Annotated in this window: 10 protein-coding genes; 4 read left to right on the top strand and 6 right to left on the bottom strand. The window is 63.5% G+C overall.

Annotation, left to right across the window (positions count from 1 at the left end; all coding sequences use genetic code 11):
• Positions 1–12: 12 nt before the first annotated feature.
• The gene (locus tag HP547_RS08330; RefSeq protein ID WP_172226119.1) at positions 13–1,161 is read right to left on the bottom strand and encodes a carboxypeptidase family protein; all 1,149 of its coding nucleotides are present in this window, start codon (positions 1,159–1,161) and stop codon (positions 13–15) included.
• A 178-nt stretch (positions 1,162–1,339) separates the two neighbouring features.
• Between HP547_RS08330 and HP547_RS08325 the strand changes: the two genes are divergently transcribed.
• Complete coding sequence (locus HP547_RS08325; protein ID WP_172286013.1) at positions 1,340–5,665, top strand: NEL-type E3 ubiquitin ligase domain-containing protein; 4,326 nt, start codon at positions 1,340–1,342, stop codon at positions 5,663–5,665.
• An 86-nt stretch (positions 5,666–5,751) separates the two neighbouring features.
• Here the strand turns inward: HP547_RS08325 and dkgB are convergent, their stop codons facing one another.
• Positions 5,752–6,555 (bottom strand): 2,5-didehydrogluconate reductase DkgB, encoded by an 804-nt coding sequence (gene dkgB / locus HP547_RS08320; protein WP_172286012.1) that lies wholly within the window; start codon positions 6,553–6,555, stop codon positions 5,752–5,754.
• A 248-nt stretch (positions 6,556–6,803) separates the two neighbouring features.
• On the opposite strand from dkgB, the gene HP547_RS08315 reads away from it, so the two are divergent.
• On the top strand, positions 6,804–11,945 hold the full coding sequence (locus HP547_RS08315; protein WP_172286011.1) for an NEL-type E3 ubiquitin ligase domain-containing protein: 5,142 nt from the start codon (positions 6,804–6,806) through the stop codon (positions 11,943–11,945).
• Positions 11,946–12,013: 68 nt separating this feature from the next.
• On the opposite strand, the gene HP547_RS08310 is transcribed toward HP547_RS08315, so the two are convergent.
• Both HP547_RS08310 and HP547_RS08305 read right to left on the bottom strand, forming a co-directional pair.
• Positions 12,014–12,508, bottom strand: coding sequence for a DUF934 domain-containing protein (locus HP547_RS08310; RefSeq protein WP_172232303.1), 495 nt, complete (start codon positions 12,506–12,508; stop codon positions 12,014–12,016).
• Entirely contained in the window at positions 12,492–14,144 is a 1,653-nt protein-coding gene (locus HP547_RS08305; protein ID WP_172286010.1) for a nitrite/sulfite reductase, read from the bottom strand. The genes HP547_RS08310 and HP547_RS08305 overlap by 17 nt, the downstream gene beginning before the upstream one ends.
• A gap of 213 nt (positions 14,145–14,357) precedes the next feature.
• On the opposite strand from HP547_RS08305, the gene HP547_RS08300 reads away from it, so the two are divergent.
• Positions 14,358–15,431 (top strand): ABC transporter substrate-binding protein, encoded by a 1,074-nt coding sequence (locus tag HP547_RS08300; protein ID WP_172286009.1) that lies wholly within the window; start codon positions 14,358–14,360, stop codon positions 15,429–15,431.
• Positions 15,432–15,809: 378 nt separating this feature from the next.
• Here the strand turns inward: HP547_RS08300 and HP547_RS08295 are convergent, their stop codons facing one another.
• Positions 15,810–16,025, bottom strand: a complete 216-nt coding sequence (locus tag HP547_RS08295) for a DUF2970 domain-containing protein (protein WP_043201995.1) — start codon at positions 16,023–16,025, stop codon at positions 15,810–15,812.
• Positions 16,026–16,196: 171 nt separating this feature from the next.
• Positions 16,197–19,904: a methionine synthase gene (gene metH, locus HP547_RS08290; protein WP_172286008.1), complete on the bottom strand. Its 3,708-nt coding sequence runs from the start codon at positions 19,902–19,904 to the stop codon at positions 16,197–16,199.
• Between the two features lie 175 nt (positions 19,905–20,079).
• Here metH and HP547_RS08285 point away from each other — a divergent pair.
• On the top strand, positions 20,080–21,057 hold a 978-nt coding region (locus HP547_RS08285; protein WP_172286019.1), incomplete at its 3' end, for a fatty acid cis/trans isomerase.

Raw genomic sequence — 21,057 nt, 5'->3', positions numbered from 1 at the left:
CGCCAGGCAGGCTCAGCGCAAATCGCCAACCATCTTCGCCAAGGTCTCCAGCACCGCACCGGCCAGTGCCCTGGAGCGTGCTCCGGACCAACCGGCAACCGCATCAGGCGCATCATCATGGTCCTTGAACGGCATTTCCAGGGTCAATGACAGGCAGTCATGAGCCATCCCCACCGCGTTGCAGGCCAGGGTCGTATTAGCCTGCCCCGGCTGATCGCGGGTGTAGCCATGCACGGTCTGGAAGTCGCGGGTCAGGCTGCAGAGGGTGCTGCGGAACTGCTCCTCCAGCTTTGCCAGCCGCGGCGTGTAACCCGGGTTGCCCTCGCAGGCGGCGGTGAACACATGGGGGATTTCTTCGTCGCCATGCACGTCGATGAACGCATCCACGCCGTATTGCTTCATCTGCGCCTGGGCGAAGAACACCTCCGGGCTGAGCTCGACGCTGGCGTCCTGCCAGGCGCGGTTGAGGTCCTTGCCCTTGAAGTTGGTGCGCAGGTGGCCGAGGAAGGCGCCATCGGGGTTCATGTTGGGGATCAGGTACAGGTCGGCCTTGGCCAGCAGACCCTGGATCAGCGGATCGTTGGCTTGCAGGCGGTCGATCACGCCCTCCATGAACCATTCGGCCATGTGTTCGCCCGGGTGCTGCTGGGCAATCAGCCACAGCTTGCGCTTGCCTGCAGCGCCGTCGCCGGCGCGTAGCAGCGGGATGTCGCGACCCTGGACGCTACGGCCGCTGGCCAGCAACTCGACCCCTGGCAACTGGCATGCACGTTCGATCAGCTGGTTGTGACGGGCGCGTGGGTAGGGTTCGAAGTAGGCGAACCAGATCTGCGGCTGTTCTGCCGTTACCTCGAACGACAGGGCGTTGCCGTCGAACTGGCTTGGCACGCGGAACCAGCGCTGTTGGTCGTAGCTGGCCACGGCGTTGTAGCCGCTCCAGGCGTTCTTGTAGGAAGAGCCGGAGGCATTGTCGAGGCTGAAGCGATGGACCTGCCCCGGTGTGAGCCCGCTGACCTTGAAGTGGAACCACTGGTAGTGGCCGCTGTGCGTGTCCGGGCGGATGTTCAGGTGCACATCAGCCGGGTTGCTGGCATCCAGCACCTGGATATTGCCAGAGTCGAAATCGCAGTCGATCTGCAGGGGGGACAGCGTCACGGTCATGTGCCGGGCTCCTTTGCGGGCGTTGTTGTAGGGGTACTGTACACCGATTGGCAGGGTTGCTGTGCCTGTGCGTTTTTCTGGATGCGTGCCCGGTGGGAATAGGTGCGCAGACGTATCTACCGCCGCAGTCTTGCCTGGCAGGGTGTGATGGTGCCTTTGCCAAAAACAGAGGCCGAGCATGGCAACCCCCGTACGTCCCACACATTCCGATACTTCCATCGACAACCTGATCGCCAGCCGACTGCCCGTTTGGCTGAAGCAGGCATCAGCCACCCGCCTGCTCGAACTGCATGACTGCCTGCATGAGCAGCAGATCGTGCAGCAACGGGTAAAGGCGCTATTTGCCGGCCTGACGCCGCTGGACGCATTTGCGGCGCCCTTGCTCGAGAAAGCGCTTCTCGGGCAGATTTCGCGGGCACTGGATGTACGCAAGGCCACGCTGCAGTTTCAACTGATCGAGCATGTTCCTGCCGCCCGCCCGGAAGCACCGGGTACCGTCCAAAGGCGCACGCTGCGACACAGCTTGCTGGCCGCCGCGCTGCACAACTTCAGCGATGGCGAAGCCAGGTCGCTGGGTGTAACAGACCAATCGATACTGCTGGGCGCCGACGGCAAAGCCCTGCCCATGACGACCAGGGCCTTTGCCGAGCTCTGCCGCACACTTGACCTTGGCGGTCACTACCAGGCCTATCTCAAGGCGCACTTGAAGGCGCCGGGGGGCGGCGTTGCGACGCTGCTGGAGCAAGGCCAGCGTCATGCATTTGAAGCGGCCCTGCGCCTGGCAGCCCTGAAGGGCGAGATCCACGAGGAAGCGTTGGTGCAATGCCTGGCGATGATCACTGCTGCGTCAGGGACGGTCTCGCGCATGCGCCCGGCAGCGCTGCGTGTGCTTGGCAAGCGTGTGCGTGGCGCAGCGGCCTTCGAACTGCACCGCGACGGCCTGGGCCTGGGGCGTCTTGAGGGCGTGTTGTGCTGGCTGCCCGACGACCCACACGGCCCGATAAGCTGGCACCCTTCCTGGGACGGGTTGTTCCAGACCCTGGGCCAGCGCTATCGATCGCCAGGCTACCCCGGGTATTTTCAGCGCTTCATCAGCGAGCGTGACCGTGCGAGCTACACCGTGGCATTGAACAGGGCCCTGGCGCAGGGGGCCGTGGAGCTTGATGGGCGTCACGAGGTCATCAGCGAGCCGTTGTTCCTGTTCCTGCGCACGACCCAGCTCGACACCCTGTTCGACGATGCGCAGGTGCTGGCTGTGCCGACGGCGGTGCAGGACAGCGCCGAGCGTGATCGGCGCCTGCATTTCTATGCCGACACCGGTCTGGACCTGCTGGGGCTGGCCAGTTTCTTCGTGCCCGGCCTGGGCCTGCCGCTGCTGGGCATCGCCGCGCTGCAGGTGGTGGATGACGTCTATGAAGGGTATCTCGACTGGCGCTTGGGAGATCGTCAAGGCGCCTTGGAACATGCCTTCAGCGTTGCGGTGAATGTGGCGCAAGCGGCGCTGGCTGCCGGCACTGGCGCAGCTTCGGAGCGCCTGCTGCGCCGCGCGTTGTTTGTCGATGGGTTGGCGCCTGTGCAAACCGCAGAGGGCCACTATCAATTGTTCGATCCCGGCCTCTCGGCCTATGCGCTGAGCGATGACCACACCGCCGTCGGCCAGTACGCCAGGGTCGACGGCCAGGCCCGATTGCGCACGCATCAGGCCGCTTTTCAGGTGATCGGCGACGCGTTCGAGGACCAGTTGCATATCCGGCATCCCCAGCGTGAAGGGGCTTATGCGCCCAGGCTGCGACACTTGGGTGATGGAGCCTGGCGCCATGAACTGGACACGCCGCAGGCCTGGCAGGGCGTCGAGTTGCTCAGGCGTTTTGCCGGTGACCTGGCGGAGGTGGATGAGCAGGCGGCTCACGATGTACTGCAGGCGACGGGCTACGATGACGATCGCCTGCGCCGTTTGCACCTGGAAGAGAGTGCGGCGCCGGCACGTTTGCGCGATGCCCTGCAGCGCCGCCAGCTGCACGCACGATACCCCAGGCTGCAAGGGGCGGCGTTCGAACAGCATTTCATCGAAAAGCAGCGGGTGCTGTCGCCTGGCGCACAGCTGTTGCAGCGTGATTTTCCCGGTCTGACGGCCCGCGGGGCAACGGAAATCGTGCAGCAGGCTGACGAGTTGCTGGTGCAGCGCATGATCGACCGGCAACGGGTACCACTGGGCTTGGCCGAGCAAGCGCGCTGGCTGTTGAGGGACAGCCGACTGGACCGAGCATGTGCCGGCCTGACCATGGCCGAGGCGATCAACGCCGACAGCGAGCGCCTGGCATTCGCGTTGTTGGGGCAATCGGTGAGCTGGCCCGATACCTTACGGGTTGAACTGCACGACGCCGCGCGAGGAGGGCCACTCCTGGCGCAGGTGGGCAGTCCCTGCGCCACTGATGTGCGTGTCATCGTCAAGGGCCAACTCGGTTACCAGGCGTTGGACAATCCTGCGGCGCCGCTGGAGGAGGCGAACAAGCATGGCAGCTTGATGGCGGCGTTACTGCAGCAATTGAGCGACACGCAGCGGCAGGCGCTGGGTGCTGCGGGGCAATCGGCCGGTGAACTGGCGCAGGCGTTGGCCCAGCGAGCCTTCACACGGCGTGATGAGCTGGCCAGTTTGCTGGGCATGGCGCCCGTTGCTGGCCGCGTCCGCCCGCCCGTACGTTTGGGCGACGGCCGGCTTGGATACCCGCTCAATGGCCGTGGAGAAAGCAGCACCGAGTCGCTGCGCCAGGCAATCAGGCGCGTGCTACCCACATTCACCGATGACGATGTCGAGGAGTTCATGGCGTCAGCGGGCCGCCATGGCATGACGCCCTGGGGGCGGTATTTCCACGTGCATGACCAGCTGCGCTTGCTGGAGAACGCCTTGCACGCCTGGCGTCGCGAGTCTGCCAGCCCGGTTCAGGCGGTGCGGCGTGCCTGGGTGGCAAGGGTCATTCGACGCGCCTGGCAGCGGCAGAATCGGGACGCCCACGGCAACCTCCAGCTATTCATCCATGGCTGGCGGATCGGCGCGCTACCGCGTTTGCCTGACGCGGTCGACTTCAGCCACATTGCACGCTTGAGCCTGCGCAACATGAGCCTGCTGGATATCGAGCCTGGTTTCCTGCAGCGCTTCGGTCGGGTGCAGGGCCTGGACTTGCGTGGCAACCTGCTGACCGCAATACCACCCGGCATCGAGCAACTGGTCGATTTGGTGGAACTCAACCTCTCCGACAACCATATCGCCCTGACCCGTGAGGGGAGCCAGCGCATCGCTGCGTTGCAGCGCCTGCAGTCACTGGACTTGCATCGCAATCTGCTTGGCCAGGCCCCGGACGTTCGTACGCTGCGCCGCCTGCGCAGCCTGAACCTGCGCATGACGGGGTTGCAGGCACTGCCCCAGGCGTTACTGGAGTCGCCCATGCTTGTGGTTCTCGACCTGCGCGAAAACGCCATCAGTGAACTATCGGAGCCGGTGCTCGACCTGTTGCAAACCCACATTGGCTTGGTCCATCTGCATGGCAATCCGTTGTCCCCACAAGCCTCGATGCAGTTGCACGCGCGACTCGCACGACGGGCGACAGATGTGATGCCGGCCCGTGATCATGAAGACGTGCTGGAAGATGAGCGCCTGCGTTGGCTCTACGGGGTCAGCCCGGCAGACCAGCCGAGTCGTATGGCACAGTGGAGCCGTCTGGCGGAGGAAGAGGGCGCACAGGACCTGTTCCGTTTTTTCGCCGACTTTTCACGCTCCAACGATTTCCAGCGCCAACCTCATGAAATGTGCCGCAGGGTGTGGGGCATCATCGAAGCCTGCGAGTTGAACGGGGAAGTACGTGAAGCCGTGTTTCGCCAAGCCGCAGGCCCGCGTACCTGCGCGGACCAGATGCTGTTGATCCTCAGTACCCTCGAGGTGCGCACGCTGGCCGCCCAGCGTACCGCGGGGTTGCAGGGCGCCTACGCGATGCGGCCTTTGCTGCAGCTGGGGCGGGAGCTGTTCCGTCTGGATCAGGTCGATCGCATTGCCAGCCGGCATATCCAGCAGGCGCGCACGCGCAGTCCAGCCACGCAGGTTGATGATGTAGAGGTGCATCTGGCCTACCGGGTCGGCCTGTCGATACCCCTCGGCTTACCGGGGCAGCCCTCGGAAATGAACTACGTACACGCCAGCGGCGTGAGCAAAGTTGACCTGGAGCTTGCCGAGCGTGAAGTCTGGGCCGCCGAAAGCCGAGGAGCCCTAAGCCGTTCGCTGGCTGAGCGTGAATTCTGGCAACAGTACCTGCAAACCCTGCATGCCGACTGGTTCGAGTCCATGAACGCGCCATTTCATGAGCGGCTGGCGCTTCTATTCGAGCAGTCCGAACAGTTGACCGACCGGGTGTTCACCGAAGCGATCGAGGCGGTGAGGACCGACCAGTCGGCGGCTGAGCGGGCGTTGTACCTGGAACTGACCCGGCAAGCCTATGACCGGCACCCGAACTGAAGGCGCCCTAACCGAAATGGCGCAATCCGGGAGCAGGCTCGCCCGCGAAGTGGCCGGCTAACCCGTGCTCACAGGAAAAAGGGCTATCAATCCCAGGCAGGCGCCAGGCCGTCTGGGCTGACTTCACGGCCATTACGCTCCAGCGTGGCAATACGTGCCATGTCGTCGGCATCCAGCTTCAGGTCCCGGGCAAGCAGGTTGCTGGCCAGGTTTTCGCGCTTGGTCGATGACGGGATTACCGCATAACCCAGCTGCAAGGCCCAGGCCAGGGCAACCTGGGCGACCGTGGCCTTGTGCTTGGCGGCGATCTCGGCCAGTACCGGGTCTTTCAAGACCTTGCCGTACGCCAGGGTCATGTATGAGGTGACGGTGATGCCTTGTTCCTTGAGGAACGCGCTCAGCTTGGCATTTTGCAGGTAAGGGCTGAGTTCGATCTGGTTGGTGGCGATTTCGCCTTTGCCGACCACGTCGATGGCTTGGCGCGTAAGCTCGATAGTGAAGTTGGAAACACCGATTTGACGGGTCAGCCCCAACTGCTTGGCTTCGGCCAGGGCTGCCATGTATTCAGGCAGGTCCACGCCGTTGCCTGGCGCTGGCCAGTGGATCAGCAGCAGGTCGACATGGTCGGTACGCAGCTTTTGCAAGCTTTCACGCAAGCTGGGCACCAGCTTGTCGGCCGCATAATTGTCGACCCAGATCTTCGTGGTAATGAACAGCTCGCTGCGCGGCACGCCGCTTTCGGCGATGGCCTGGCCAACTTCGGCTTCGTTCTTGTAGATCTGCGCGGTGTCGATGACCCGGTAGCCCAGCGCCAGGGCCGACTTGACCGAATCGATGACGGCCTGGCCGGTGAGGCGGAAGGTGCCTAAGCCGAACGATGGAATGCTCATGGAAGTGCTCCTGCTGGTTGGCTGAGAATAAACCTGCACTCAGGTGTAGCCCGGTGCCAGTTCGAATGACGGCCAGTGTGCGGGTTTTATCGGGATTGATTAAGGCGAGTGGCGCGCAAGGTCTTTTGACCTGAAGACAAAGGTCGGAGCCGGTAAGCGAAAAGCAGCCGGCCGGGTGGTGCAATACCTATCCAGTTCTCAGGCCTCTGGAGTGGTGCAATCGCTGCTTTCGCCGAGAACAGCCAGCGATGCCCAATTCGACATTTTCCCCACACTCTGCCGATGCCCTGATCGCCAGAGGCCTGCCAGCCTGGCTGACCAATGCCTCGCTTGAGCGCCTTGGCACACTGCATGAGAGCCAGCAACGGCAACAGCAGCTACAGCAACGTCTGCACGACAGCCTGGCGCGCATCACCCCGGTGGCGGCGTTTGCCCAGCCATTGCTGCAGCAGGCACTGCAAGCACAACATCAGTTCAACCTGGACGTGCGCCAGGCCCAGTTGCGACGCAGCGTCCTGCAGCGCTTTCCTTCCTATATCGCGCATATTCCAGATGCGCTCAGAAGGCAGGTCTACCAGCACAGCCTGTTGCAATCGGCGCTGCACAACTTTACCGAAGCTGACACCTTCGCCAGCGGGCTAGTGCCAAGGGCTGACGTGCTGGATGGTGACGGTAAGGTGTGTGCCATTTCAGCGTCGGCATTTTTCAAGTTGTGCCGGTCACTCGACGTGGGTGGCCAGTACCAGCGGTACCTGCAGGCACATCTGGTGCCGGGAGGCGAGGCCGACTCGCTGATTGCGCAAGCTGCCCGGACGAACCTTGAAGCGGCGTTGCGGCTGTCGCTCGTCAACGGTGAAATCGCAGAACATGCCCATGGTCATTGTGCGCCGTTGCTTGCCCTGTGCGCGACGGACGCTGCTTTGCCCGCTTGGGTCCGCCCAATGCAGCTGCGGGTATTCGGCCAGAAGGTGCGCGGCGCAGTAGCGTTTGAAATAGCCCATCAGCCAGCAGACGGTGAACGTTGCGAAGGGGTCCTGTGCTGGATCCCCGATGACCCTGAAGGCCCATTGACCTGGTACGCGTCCTGGGGTGTGTTGTACCAGACCCTGGGCAAACAGTTCCGTTTGCCCGGCTATGTCGAATTCTTCCAGCGCTTCATCGGCGAGCGGGACCGGGAGGCCTACACGCGTGCCTTGGCCAATGCGTTGAGCAAGCTCGCGGCGGATGCGCCAGTGATGCTGGATGGGCGTCATGAACCTATTGCAACGCCGTTGTTCGAGCACTTGCGGCAACAGCAGGTGGATACCCTGCTGGACAACGCCAAGGTACACGCGGTGCCTACCGCCGAGGTAGACGCGCAGGTGCGTGAAAAGCGCCTGCATTTCTACCTGAGCTTTGCTTTGGACGCCTTGGGCCTGGCGAGCTTTGCCTTGCCGGTACTGGCCTTGCCCTTGCTGGGGATCACCGCATTGCAGGTAGCGGAGGAAGTGTATGAAGGCTATGCCGACTGGCAGCTGGGCGACCGTCAGGCGGCGCTGGAACACTTGTACGCAGTGGCGCAGACCGTGATCATGACGGCTGTCAATGGAGGGGGCGGGGCCGCCGTGAACAGGCTGGCCCGTGCAGTCCATGTTGATGAGCTGGTACCGGTGCACACGGCTCCCGGCAGATTGAAACTGTGTGACCCTGCGCTGCCAGGCTATAGCGTCGAGCACCGGGGGGAGATCGGCCAGCTCGTCAACACGCAGGAGGGCGACTATGTGCGCACGCAGGTGGCGAGCTACCTGACATCGCTGGACCCCGACACTCAACAGCGGCGCATTCGCCATCCGGTGCGCTCCGATGCCTTCACGCCACTTCTGGAGGATAACCAGGCAGGTGGCTGGCGGCATGAACTTGAGCGCCCGCAACACTGGGAGGGCAGCGTAGAACTGTTTCAGGGGCTGGGGCACGATTGGGCGCAACTTGACCCGCAGGCGGTGGCTGAGGTGCTGCGCACCACCGGCCTTGGTGAGGATCAGCTTCGCCGCTTGCACGTCGACCATGCCCCGCCCCCGGCGCGCCTGCAGGATGCCGTGCAGCGGCATCAGCTGCATGCCCGCTCGCCCGGGTTACGCGGTGAGGCCTTCGAGCGACAGTTGCAGGCATTGCAGCCAGCGGCGACCGAGGCCGAAGCCTTGTTGCTTCGGGACTTCCCCGGCCTGTCGGTAAACGGCGCCCGCGAAATCATCGGGCAATCCCCCGAGGCCCTGGTCGATACCCTGCATGCGCAGCAACGCGTGCCGCTGTCCCTGGCCGAGCAGGCCCGCTGGTACCTGCGCGATGCGCGACTGGATCGCGCCTGTGCAGGGCTGGTGCAAGTCGCGGCGATCAACAGCGACACCGAGCAACTGGCCTTGGGCCTGATCGCTTCCAGGGCGCCTTGGCGAAACGTTCGGATCGAACTGCGCAGCGAGTCTGTCAGGGGCGAGATGAGGGCATCGGCCGGCGCACAGTCAGCCGGTGAGGTGCGTACCCTGCTGAAAACCGCCGTGGGTTATCAAGCTCTGGATGCTCATGGGCAGGCGTTGCCCGGTGCCCAGGCCCAGGACAGTCTGTTCAGGGCGCTGCAGCTGCAGCTGGACCCTTGGCAGCAGCGCGTGTTGGGCGAGGCTGGTGAAGACCCTGAAGCGCTCGCTGATGCTTTGGCTGGGTGGGCTCGCGAGCAGCGCGACAGGCTCCCCGCGCTATTGGGTATGGCGCCCGTAGGCCTCGGCTTCAGGCCGCCGCTGCGGCTAGGTGATGGTCGCCTGGGCTATCCCCTGAGCGGCCGCGCAGAGAGCAGCAACGCTGCGCTGCGCCGGGGGCTTCAGCGGTTGTTCCCGCATGACGAAATCGATGTGGACCACTTCGCTGATGCTGCCCGTGGGCTGGGGCTTACGCCCTGGAACCGCTACTTGCAGCTCTGCGAGCAGTTGCAGGCGCTGGACCAGGCGCTGGGGCGCTGGCGGCGCCAGTCGACAGGGCCGCTGCAACTGATCCGGCGGGCGCGCATGGCCCGGCGCATTCGCCAGGCGTGGCAGCGCCGCATTGCCGATGCAAGCGGCGAGTGCGAACTGGTGCTGGATGGCTCAAGGTCAGGGTCGCTGCCAGCACTGCCCGAGACGGTGAGTTTCGACCATGTAACCCGGTTGACGCTGCGTGACCTGGGCCTGGCGACAGTCAGCGAGCGCTTCCTGGGTCGGTTTCCAAATGTGCTGCGGCTGGATTTGTCGGGCAACCACTTGACGGCGGCCCCCGACACCTCACACATGGCCGTGCTCGGGCTGACCGACCTGAGCAACAACCGTATCGTCGAGGTGACCGAAGCGCAGGCCAGGCGGATACGCGCCAACCCTGCCTCGGTACGCTTGCAAGGCAACCCGCTGTCACCGGTTGCGCTTGAGCGATTGGCTGTCGAAGCCTTGCCACCTGCCGAGCCCCGGGCGATGGCGGGTGACCCCTGGTTCGAAGATATCGCTGAACAGTTCGTCGCAGATTGCAGGACCGAGTGGCAGGTGCTTCAGCTGGAGGGCGGCGGCAGCGGTTTCTTTGCCTTCCTCGAGGAGCTGCGCGGGTCAGACACATACGCCCGCAACCCGCGGGATATCAGGCGCCAGGTCAACGAGTTGCTCTGGGGCATGTATCGCCATGAGATTGTTCGGCAGACGTTGTTCGAGCTGGCGACCATGCCGCGCCGCATCACCAGCCTCGATGAAATGATCGTCGGCATGAAGCTGGCTTTGCGAACAGCGGGGCTGCGTGGAAGGCCCCTGGAGCGTGAACTACGTGACCTTGGGCGTGAGCTGTTCAGGCTCGAACAGGTCGATCGATATGCTGCCGCTCACATCGAGAGCCTGCGCCAGCGGGCTGAGCAATTCGATGAAAACGAGGTGTACCTGGCCTTCAGGACCGCGCTTGCCAAACCGTTAGGGCTGTTCGGCCAGCCCGAATACATGAACCTGGAGCATGTCCAGAGCGTGACGTCGGCCGAACTGATCGAGGCCGAAGCTGCAGTCTACGAAGCGGAGACGGCCGAAGTACTCGGCGGGTTTCTGGCCCGGCAACAGTTCTGGCAGGACCACGTGCGAAGCGCGTATGCCGATCGGTTTGCGGGTATGAGCCAGCTCGATCCAGCTCGGCGCAGCGCTGAGGAGCAGGCGTTGACGCTGAGCCTGGCCCGCGGCAACTACTGGACCTGGTATCGACTGCAACCCCCTTATGGCCCTGGGATCCGTGCTTTCGCTCATCTGTCGCGGGCGCTGGAGCAGAGCCTTGAAGCGTGGCACGGGCAGCCTGGGGACCCTGAGTATGCAGGGCGAAAACATCTCGCTGACCTGCTCCGCCAGTTATGGCAGTCGCATTATCACGATAATGCCGCGCCACTTGATACCAGTATCGAAGGGGTACTGCTAAGTACCCTGCCAGAACTGCCAGCGGGCATCATGTTCGATCGGCTGCGTGCCTTCTCGTTATGTAACCAGCAGCTGTCGGTCATCGAAGCGGACTTCCTGCGGCGTTTTCCCAACATGGAAGACCTGGATTTGTCCGGCAACTGCCTGGCCGAACTGGACGGGCTCGAGCATCTGCCGCAGCTGCGCCGCCTGAACCTGGGTGGCAATCAGCTAGGGAGCCTGGCGGGCCTGCAGCATCTGAACCTGCTGACGGACCTGGACCTCAGTGGCAATCAGCTCGGTGAGCTGCCTGCCGCAGTCGAGCAGTTGGCGCAACTGAGCAACCTGGACCTGTCCTTCAACCGGATATCGGTGCTGGACGACCGCATCGCGCAGCTGTCAAACCTGGAGAGCCTGCACCTGCGCGGCAACGTGCTGGTCAGCCTGCCGGGTAGCCTTGGCCAGCTTACCGGCTTGCGAACGCTCGACCTTGGGGGCAACCGTCTGACAACGGTACCGGCCAACCTGAATCAACTGGGCAGGCTGACCCAGCTGTCACTTTACGACAACCTCATCACCCTGGACGCTGAAGGGCAATCACGGCTGGAGTGGTTTTCCCGTCTGGAAGTCCTTGGCCTGGGCCGCAACCCGCTGGGTGCCGCGCCGCAGCTGCGCTTCAATGTGCACCTGCGCTTTGTGTCGTTGCGCGCCACCGGCCTGCGCAGGGTTCCGCTTCGCCTACTGCAAAGTTACCCCGACATGATCGTGGATTTGCGGGAGAACCGGATCGCGACCCTGAGCGCAGAAGCCATGGAGTGGATCGAGGCGCACCCGTGGGCAGCCGACCTTGCTCAGAATCACCTGAGCGAGGCGACCATGGCGCGCATCCATGAGGCTTTGATGCGGTTACGTGAGGAGCAGGCCAGAGAAGACCAGCAGCCAGAGCCAAGCATGAAATCCCCGAGCAGGGGCGGTTGATACGGGCGGCAGTGACGCCTGCAAGCGAGCAGGCTGGCCCACCGGGCGGTGGGCCAGCCGGGTAACGATCAGCGGCGGCGGAACAGCGGCAGCGGCTCGTCGGTGGCGGCCTGGTAGGTCACCGAGAAGTCCTTCAGGCTTTGCAGCGCGTCTTCCGGGTCCTTGTCGGCACGGATGGCGAATGCATCGAAGCCGCAACGGGCCATGAAGAACAGCTGGTCGCGCAGCACGTCGCCAATGGCGCGCAGCTCGCCCTTGAACTTGTAGCGGTCCCGCAGCAGGCGCGCATTGGAGTAGCTGCGCCCGTCTGTGAAGGCCGGGAAGTTCAGCGCGATGACCTGGAAGTGCTGCACGTCCTCGCCGATTTCTTCCGCTTCCTGGTCGCTGTCCAGCCACACGCCCAGGCCGCCGTCGCGGACCTTGAGCACGTGGGCATGGTCGCGCCACATTTGCAGCGGGACGATGTAGTCGTCGCAGTTGGTCAGCTCGTCGAACGAGGTTTCCTTTGGCAGCAGGTGCCAGGTTTCGTCGACGATCTGGTTGTTCTTAATGATTCGCTGCATAGACGCGTTCCTTGAAGGGGTCGATGCCGATACGCTGGTAGGTGTCGATGAAACGCTCTTCCTCGGTACGTTGCTCGACGTACACGGCGATCAGCTTCTCGATCACATCGGCCATGGCATCCTGGGCGAAGGACGGGCCCAGGATCTTGCCCAGGCTCGCGCCGCGTGCGGCGTTGCCGCCCAGCGACACCTGGTAGAACTCCTCACCCTTCTTGTCCACGCCGAGGATGCCGATGTGACCCACGTGGTGGTGGCCGCAGGCGTTCATGCAGCCGGAGATGTTGAGGTCGATTTCACCGATGTCGAACAGGTAGTCCAGGTCGTCGAAACGGCGCTGGATGGACTCGGCGATCGGGATCGACTTGGCGTTGGCCAGCGAGCAGTAGTCACCGCCCGGGCAGCAGATGATGTCGGTCAGCAGGCCGATGTTCGGCGTGGCGAAGCCGCTCTCGCGCAGTTCCATCCACAGCGCGTGCAACTGGCGCTGCTCGACGTCGGCGAGGATGATGTTCTGCTCGTGCGAGGTGCGCAGGAAGCCGAAGCTGTAGCGCTCGGCCAGGTCCGCTACGGCGTCCAGCTGCTTGTCAGTGAGGTCGCCCGGCGCAACGCCGGTAGGTTTCAGCGACAGGGTCACGGCGACGTAGCCAGGGCGCTTGTGGGCGCGGGTGTTGCGCGAGCGCCAGCGGGCGAAGCCTGGAGTCTCGGCGTCCTGCGCGGCGTAGTCGATGTTTTCGAGCGCCAGGTATTCCGGGTCGACGAAGTGGCGCGACACGCGCTGTACTTCAGCCTCGGTCAGGGTGGTGTCGCCGCCACGCAGGTGGACCATTTCGGCCTCGACCTTTTCGGCAAACACTTCCGGGGTAAGGGCCTTGACCAGGATCTTGATCCGCGCCTTGTACTTGTTGTCACGGCGACCGTAACGGTTGTACACGCGCAGGATCGCGTCCAGGTAGCTGATCAGGTCCTGCCACGGCAGGAACTCGTTGATGAACGAGCCCACCACCGGGGTACGGCCCAGGCCGCCGCCGACCAGAACACGGAAGCCCAGCTCGCCGGCAGCGTTGCGCACCGGTTCAAGGCCGATGTCGTGCACTTCGATGGCGGCGCGGTCTTCCTGCGAGCCGTTGATGGCGATCTTGAACTTGCGCGGCAGATAGGCGAATTCCGGGTGGAAGGTGGTCCACTGGCGGACGATCTCGCACCATGGGCGCGGGTCGATGATTTCGTCTGCGGCGACACCGGCGAACTGGTCGGTGGTGGTGTTGCGCAGGCAGTTGCCGCTGGTCTGGATGGCGTGCATCTGCACGGTGGCCAGCTCGGCGAGGATGTCCGGGATGTCTTCCAGCGCCGGCCAGTTGTACTGCACGTTCTGGCGGGTGGAAATGTGGGCGTAGCCCTTGTCGTAGTCGCGAGCGATCTTGGCCAGGGTGCGGACCTGGGTGGCGTTCAGCTGGCCGTACGGCACGGCGACACGCAGCATCGGCGCGAAACGTTGGATGTAAAGGCCGTTCTGCAGGCGCAGAGGGCGGAATTCTTCTTCGCTCAGCTCACCGGCCAGGTAGCGGCGGGTCTGATCCCGGAACTGCTTGACGCGGTCCTCGATGATCCGCTGATCGTACTCGTCGTATACGTACATAAAAGTCCTGTCTCAGGCATGCAGCTATTCGCGCGCACGGCCGCGCACTCCGGTACGGAGCGGGGGAAAGATAGCAGGTTGCGGTTATGCGCTAAAGTGATGTTTTAGCATATGAAAAGAACCAAATGGACTATGTGAGACTGACTGCCATTTGTGCGCCAGGCCAGCCCTGGCGGTTATAATCTGGCGTTTGCTTCGCAGAGATGTCAGCCCATGCTCAAGGCCTTGTGCCAAAGCTTTTGCCTTGCCGTGCCATTGGCGGCAAGCGCGCAGCCATCGGTGGTTTTCCTTAACCCGGGGCTGTCGAATGAAACGTTCTGGACCAGTTATGCCAGCTTCATGCAGGCGGCAGCGGATGAGCTGGGCATGACCCTGCGGATAGAATACAGCGAGCGCCGTGCCGATCTGGTCCTGACCCAGGCCAGGGCAATCCTGCAAGGCCCACAACGGCCAGACTATCTGGTGCTGGTCAATGAACAGTACGTGGCGCCCGAGATCATTCGCCTGTCGCGGGGCAGCGGGGTCAAGCTGTTTCTGGTCAACAACGGCCTGACCTCCAGCCAGGCGCGCAGTATCGAGGCCCAGCCCGGCAAGTACGCCGAGCTGCTGGGGTCCTTGACCGCCAACGACGAGCAGGCGGGCTTCCAGATGTTGCAGCAGATGGCCAGGCAGTTGCCGCGCGACAGCGGGCCGGTGGACCTGGTGGCGTTTGCCGGGGTCAAGACCACACCGGCCTCGCAGCTGCGCGAGGAGGGCATGCGTCGCGCCCTGGCCGACTTCCCCCAAGTGCGCCTGCGTCAGGTGGTCTACGGCGGCTGGAGCCGCCAGCGTGCCTACGAGCAGGCGCAGCAGTTGCTGGAGCGTTACCCGGCTACCCGGCTGGTATGGTCGGCCAACGACGAGATGGCCTTCGGGGCCATGCAGGCGTTCGAGGAGGCGGGGCGCAAGCCCGGCGGCGATGTGCTGTTCAGCGCCGTCAACAGCTCGCCCGAGGCCTTGCGTGCGCGCCTCGATGGCCGCCTGAGTGCGCTGATGGGCGGGCATTTCACCCTCGGCGGCTGGGCCATGGTGATGCTCCACGATGACGCCCTGGGGTTGGCGGTGAACCGCGACGGCCTGCGCGAGCACCGAGTGCCAGTGTTGCAGGCAATCGACCCGGCCAAGGCCAGACGCTGGTTGAAGCTGCTTGAACGGGCCGACTATGGCGTCGACTTCCAGCATTACAGCGCTGAAGGGCGGCCAGCGAGCTATCGGTATCCGTTTCTTGCGTCACCTGTCGAATATTGAAAGACCCTGCTTGAGGGAAGGGCATTGCTCGTCTTAACTGCTGGTGGTGAAGTGCATTCCCATAACCACTACAAGAGGCAATGCAATGGGAAACTCAACCAAGGTCCGCAAAGCTGACAGCAGTGTCGATGCCTGGGCGATCCTCTGTCTGATCGTTCTGGTTGTAGTGACCGCTGTGTATTGGGTCAGCCACCAGTGAGTTGAAACTCAAGAACGTGATGCAGCCAAAGCGCCTGCGGGAGGGAATCTCGCGGGCGCTTTTATTTTGCCTGTCAGGGCCTCGTCGCCGGCAAGCCAGCTCCCACAGGTTCACCACAGGCCTTAAAAACTGTGGTGGGCCTGTGGGAGCTGGCTTGCCGGCGATGAGGCCCTTGCAGGCTAACGGGTAAGGTGCAGGGCAAGTTGCACCAGGCCGATCAGCACGGCAATGAACACCAGGGTGAACAGCGTCCCCAGCGCAATGAAATGGCTGGCCTTGCCGTGGGTAAAGTCGCGGGCGCGGTTCTTGCCGCTTTGCACGCCGAAGGCGGCGGCGAGGATGCTGTGCAGCATCTGCCAGAAGGTCGGGGGTTTGCCCTGGCTGGAATCGTCCATGGTGGCTCCTGAGGGAATCAGAGGCAATCAGGGACAGTGTAGGCAATTGACATGAGGTTGCCTGTGCCGGCCTATTCGCGGGTGAACCCGCTCCCACAGGGACCGCATTGCCCTTGAGGCCTGCGCCGTACCTGTGGGAGCGGGTTTACCCGCGAAGAAGCCAGCACGGTCTTAGTTGTCGTAACCCAGGTTAGGCGCCAACCAGCGCTCGCTGACGCTGATGTCCTGCCCTTTACGCGCGCTGTAGCGCTCGATCTGGTCCTTGTCGACCTTGCCCACGGCAAAGTACTGCGCCTGCGGGTGGGCAAAATACCAGCCACTGACCGCGGCCGCCGGGAACATCGCAAAGTGCTCGGTAAGGAACACGCCGCTCGGGCCGGTCTCGCCGATGCCGGTGCCGTCCAGCAGGCGGAACAGGGTTTCCTTCTCGGTGTGGTCGGGGCAGGCCGGGTAGCCAGGGGCAGGGCGGATACCGCTGTACTGCTCCTTGATCAGCGCCTCGTTGTCCAGGTGCTCGTCGCGGGCGTAGCCCCAGTGCTCTTTGCGCACCTGCTCGTGCAGCCACTCTGCGCAGGCTTCGGCCAGGCGGTCGGCCAGGGCCTTGACCATGATCGAACTGTAGTCGTCGCCCTTGTCCTGGTAGGCCTTGGCCACTTCCTCGGCGCCGATGCCGGCGGTGGTGATGAACCCGCCCACGTAGTCGGTCACACCGCTGTCCTTTGGCGCGACAAAGTCGGCCAACGACCAGTTCGGTTTGCTGTCCGGCTTGATGGTCTGCTGGCGCAGGTGGTGCAGGGTGGCCAGCGCCTGGCCGTCCTCGCCATACACCTCGATGTCGTCATCTGCGACCTGGTTGGCCGGCCAGAAGCCGAACACTGCGCGGGCGCTGATCAGTTTTTCATTGATCAGCTTGTCGAGCATTTCACGGGCGTCCTGGTACAGCGCCGTGGCCGCCTCGCCGACCACTTCGTCGGTGAGGATGCGCGGGAACTTGCCGGCCAGGTCCCAGGAGATGAAGAACGGGGTCCAGTCGATGTACTCGGCCAGGGTGCGCAGGTCGATGTCTTCCAGCACCTTGACGCCGGTGAAGGAGGGCACCGCAGGCTGGTAGCCGGCCCAGTCGTACTTCGGTTTGGCGGCGATGGCCTGGGCGTAGCTCAGGCGCTCGGTGCGGGCGCTGCGGTTGGCGGTGCGCTCGCGAACTTCGACATAGTCCTGGCGGGTCTTTTCGACAAAGCCGGGCTTCAGCTCCCTGGACAGCAACTGGGTGGCAACGCCTACGGCGCGTGAAGCGTCGGTAACGTAGATGACCGCATCGTTGCTGTACTTGGGTTCGATCTTGACCGCCGTGTGTGCCTTGGAAGTGGTGGCGCCACCGATCATCAGCGGCAGCTGGAAGCCCTGGCGCTGCATTTCGCGGGCCACGTGAACCATCTCGTCCAGCGACGGGGTAATCAGGCCTGAAAGGCCGATGATGTCGCACTTTTCGTCGCGGGCGGTTTGCAGGATCTTCTCGGCGGGCACCATCACGCCCAGGTCGACGATGTCGTAGCCGTTGCAGCCCAGCACCACGCCGACGATGTTCTTGCCGATGTCGTGCACGTCACCTTTTACCGTGGCCATCAGGATTTTGCCCTTGGCTTCCGGCTTGTCGCCTTTTTCGGCCTCGATGAACGGGATCAGGTGGGCCACGGCCTGCTTCATCACGCGGGCCGACTTGACCACCTGCGGCAGGAACATCTTGCCGGCGCCGAACAGGTCGCCGACCACGTTCATGCCGCTCATCAGCGGGCCTTCGATGACCTCGATGGGGCGCGCGCATTGCTGGCGGCACTCCTCGGTGTCTTCGACGATATGCGCGGTGATGCCCTTGACCAGCGCGTGTTCCAGGCGCTTGCCGACCGGCAGCGAGCGCCAGGCTTCGTTCTCGACTTCCTTGGTGGCGCCGCCGCCCCGGTAGTCTTCGGCGATGGCCAGCAAGGCGTCGGTGCCTTCCGGGGTGCGGTTGAGCACCACGTCCTCGACCTTCTCGCGCAGTTGGGCCGGGATCTCGTCGTAGATCTCCAGTTGGCCGGCGTTGACGATACCCATGGTCAGGCCGTTCTGGATCGCGTGGTAGAGGAACACCGAGTGGATCGCCTCGCGCACCGGGTTGTTGCCACGGAACGAGAACGATACGTTGGACACACCGCCCGAGCTCAGGGCGTGGGGCAGATGATCGCGGATGTAGGCACAGGCCTCGATGAAATCGACGGCGTAGTTGTTGTGCTCCTCGATGCCAGTGGCGACGGCGAAGATGTTCGGGTCGAAGATGATGTCTTCTGGCGGGAAGCCCACTTCGTTGACCAGGATGTCATAGCTGCGCTGGCAGATTTCCTTCTTGCGCGCGGCGGTGTCGGCCTGGCCAAGCTCGTCGAAGGCCATCACCACCACGGCGGCGCCGTAGCGCTTGCACAGGCGGGCGTGGTGCTTGAACTGCTCGACGCCTTCCTTCATGGAGATGGAGTTGACGATGCCCTTGCCCTGGATGCACTTCAGGCCCGCTTCGATCACTTCCCATTTCGAGGAGTCGATCATGATCGGTACGCGGGAGATGTCCGGCTCACCGGCGATCATGTTCAGGAAACGCACCATGGCCGCCTGGGAGTCGAGCATCCCTTCGTCCATGTTGATGTCGATCACCTGGGCGCCGGCCTCGACCTGCTGCAGGGCGACTTCCAGGGCTTCGGTGTAGTTCTCTTCACGGATCAGCCGGGCGAACTTGGCGGAGCCGGTGATGTTGGTTCGCTCGCCGACGTTGACGAACAGCGACTGGCGGTCGATGGTGAATGGTTCCAGGCCCGAGAGGCGGCAGGCCTTGGCGATTTCCGGGATCTCGCGGGGCTTGTACCTGGCCACGGCCTCGGCAATCGCCTGGATGTGCCCAGGGGTGGTGCCGCAGCAACCGCCGATGATGTTGAGGAAGCCGCTGGCGGCGAATTCTTCTACTACGGCGGCCATTTCTGCCGGGGTTTCGTCGTACTCGCCAAAGGCGTTTGGCAGGCCGGCGTTGGGGTGGGCCGAAACGTGGGTGTCGGCCTTGGTCGACAGCTCTTCCAGGTAGGGGCGCAGGTCCTTGGCGCCGAGGGCGCAGTTCAGGCCCACCGAAATCGGCTTGGCGTGGCGCACCGAGTTCCAGAACGCTTCGGTGGTCTGGCCCGACAGGGTACGGCCGGAGGCGTCGGTGATGGTGCCGGAGATCATGATCGGCAGTTCGACGTTGTAGTCCTCGAACACCTGTTGCACGGCGAAGATCGCGGCCTTGGCGTTGAGGGTGTCGAAGATGGTCTCGATCAGGATCAGGTCGGCGCCGCCCTCGATCAGGCCACGGGTGGCCTCGATGTAGTTTTCCACCAGTTCGTCGAAGGTGACGTTGCGGTAGCTGGGGTCGTTGACGTCCGGGGAGATCGAGCAGGTGCGGCTGGTAGGGCCGAGCACGCCGGCGACGAAGCGCGGCTTGTCGGGGGTTTCCAGAGTCTTGGCGTCGGCCACCTGGCGGGCGATGCGCGCACCCTCGACGTTCAGCTCGTAGACCAGCGACTCCATGCCGTAGTCAGCCTGGGAAATCTGCGTGGCGTTGAAGGTGTTGGTTTCGAGAATATCCGCGCCGGCATCCAGGTAGGCCTTCTCGATGGCGGCGATCACGTCGGGGCGGCTGAGCAGCAGCAAGTCATTGTTGCCCTTGACATCGCTTGGCCAATCGGCGAAGCGCGTGCCACGATAGTCGTGTTCCTCGAGCCGGTAGCTTTGGATCATAGTACCCATGCCGCCGTCGAGGATCAGGATGCGCTCATTGAGTGCGTGCTGGAGTGCTTGGAGACGAGCGCTGCGGTCGGACATAGGAACTACCTGGTCGGGCAAATTTCAGAAGGTGCCGAATCATAACAAAGCTGCGCGGTTTTTAGGCGCATAGGCCATTTGCATGAAAACTGCTCATGTTGGTTTCATGCTGGCAAGAGCACCCGGGACGACCAGATAAATCGTGATTGCTTTCAAGAACCAGGACATTTCGCACATGGTGCATCGTTTTCTTGCTGGCGCCTTCGCCCTGTTGATCAGTGGCCTGGCGTTCGGGCAAGCCCCCCAGTCGAGCCCGGCCATTTCCTACACCCGGGACATTCAACCAATCTTCACCGAGAAGTGCGTGGCCTGCCACGCCTGCAACGACGCTGCCTGCCAGCTGAAGCTGGAAAGCCCCGATGGTGCGCTGCGCGGTGCAACCAAGGTACCTGTGTACCAGGGTGAACGGAGCAAGGCGGTGCCCACCACGCGGCTGTTCTACGATGCCCACAGCGAAGGGGAATGGCGCAAGAAAGGCTTCTATTCGGTGCTCGACAACCAGGGCAGCCAGGCCGCCCTGATGGCGCGCATGCTGGAGCTTGGGCACAAGACCCCGCTTACGCCCAACGCCAAGCTGCCCGAGGACATCGTCCTGGGCCTGAACCGCAACAACATGTGCCCCTTGCCCCACGAATTCGACGCCTACGCTGGCGCCCACCCCAAGGAAGGCATGCCACTGGCGGTTACCGGGTTGACCGACCAGGAATACGACACCATGCGCCGCTGGCTGGCGGCCGGCGCGCCGGTGGAATATCAGCCGATCAAACCGAACGCGGCCGAGGCCCGGCAGATTGCCGATTGGGAGGAGCTGCTCAACCGCCCGGGTTCCACCGAGGCGCTGGTTGGCCGCTGGCTGTACGAGCACCTGTTCCTTGCGCACATCTATTTCGTGGGTGGCGAGCAGGACCACTTCTTCCAGTGGGTGCGCTCGCGCACGCCGAGCGGCAAGGCGGTCGACCTGATCGCCACGCGCCGGCCCAACGACCCGCCAGGCACCGACTTCTATTACCGGCTGATCCCGGTGCAGGGGGTGATCGTGCACAAGACGCACATCACCTACCCGATGGGGCCGCAGAAGCTCAAGCGGGTCAAGCAACTGTTCTACGCCGGCGACTGGCATGCTGCTGCATTGCCGGGCTATGGCCCGCGTCAC

Origin of the sequence: Pseudomonas sp. CM27 (assembly GCF_013179515.1) — a bacterium.
In the GTDB taxonomy this organism is placed as follows: Bacteria; Pseudomonadota; Gammaproteobacteria; order Pseudomonadales; family Pseudomonadaceae; genus Aquipseudomonas.
Note: the sequence above shows the minus strand (reverse complement) of the source record. Positions and strands in the feature narration are given on the sequence as shown.

Bases quoted from the DNA above. Each gene is read 5' to 3' on its own strand.
- HP547_RS08330 (WP_172226119.1), bottom strand. From the start codon at position 1,161: ATGACCGTGACGCTGTCCCCCCTGCAGATCGACTGCGATTTCGACTCT.
- HP547_RS08325 (WP_172286013.1), top strand. From the start codon at position 1,340: ATGGCAACCCCCGTACGTCCCACACATTCCGATACTTCCATCGACAAC.
- dkgB (WP_172286012.1), bottom strand. From the start codon at position 6,555: ATGAGCATTCCATCGTTCGGCTTAGGCACCTTCCGCCTCACCGGCCAG.
- HP547_RS08315 (WP_172286011.1), top strand. From the start codon at position 6,804: ATGCCCAATTCGACATTTTCCCCACACTCTGCCGATGCCCTGATCGCC.
- HP547_RS08310 (WP_172232303.1), bottom strand. From the start codon at position 12,508: ATGCAGCGAATCATTAAGAACAACCAGATCGTCGACGAAACCTGGCAC.
- HP547_RS08305 (WP_172286010.1), bottom strand. From the start codon at position 14,144: ATGTACGTATACGACGAGTACGATCAGCGGATCATCGAGGACCGCGTC.
- HP547_RS08300 (WP_172286009.1), top strand. From the start codon at position 14,358: ATGCTCAAGGCCTTGTGCCAAAGCTTTTGCCTTGCCGTGCCATTGGCG.
- HP547_RS08295 (WP_043201995.1), bottom strand. From the start codon at position 16,025: ATGGACGATTCCAGCCAGGGCAAACCCCCGACCTTCTGGCAGATGCTG.
- metH (WP_172286008.1), bottom strand. From the start codon at position 19,904: ATGTCCGACCGCAGCGCTCGTCTCCAAGCACTCCAGCACGCACTCAAT.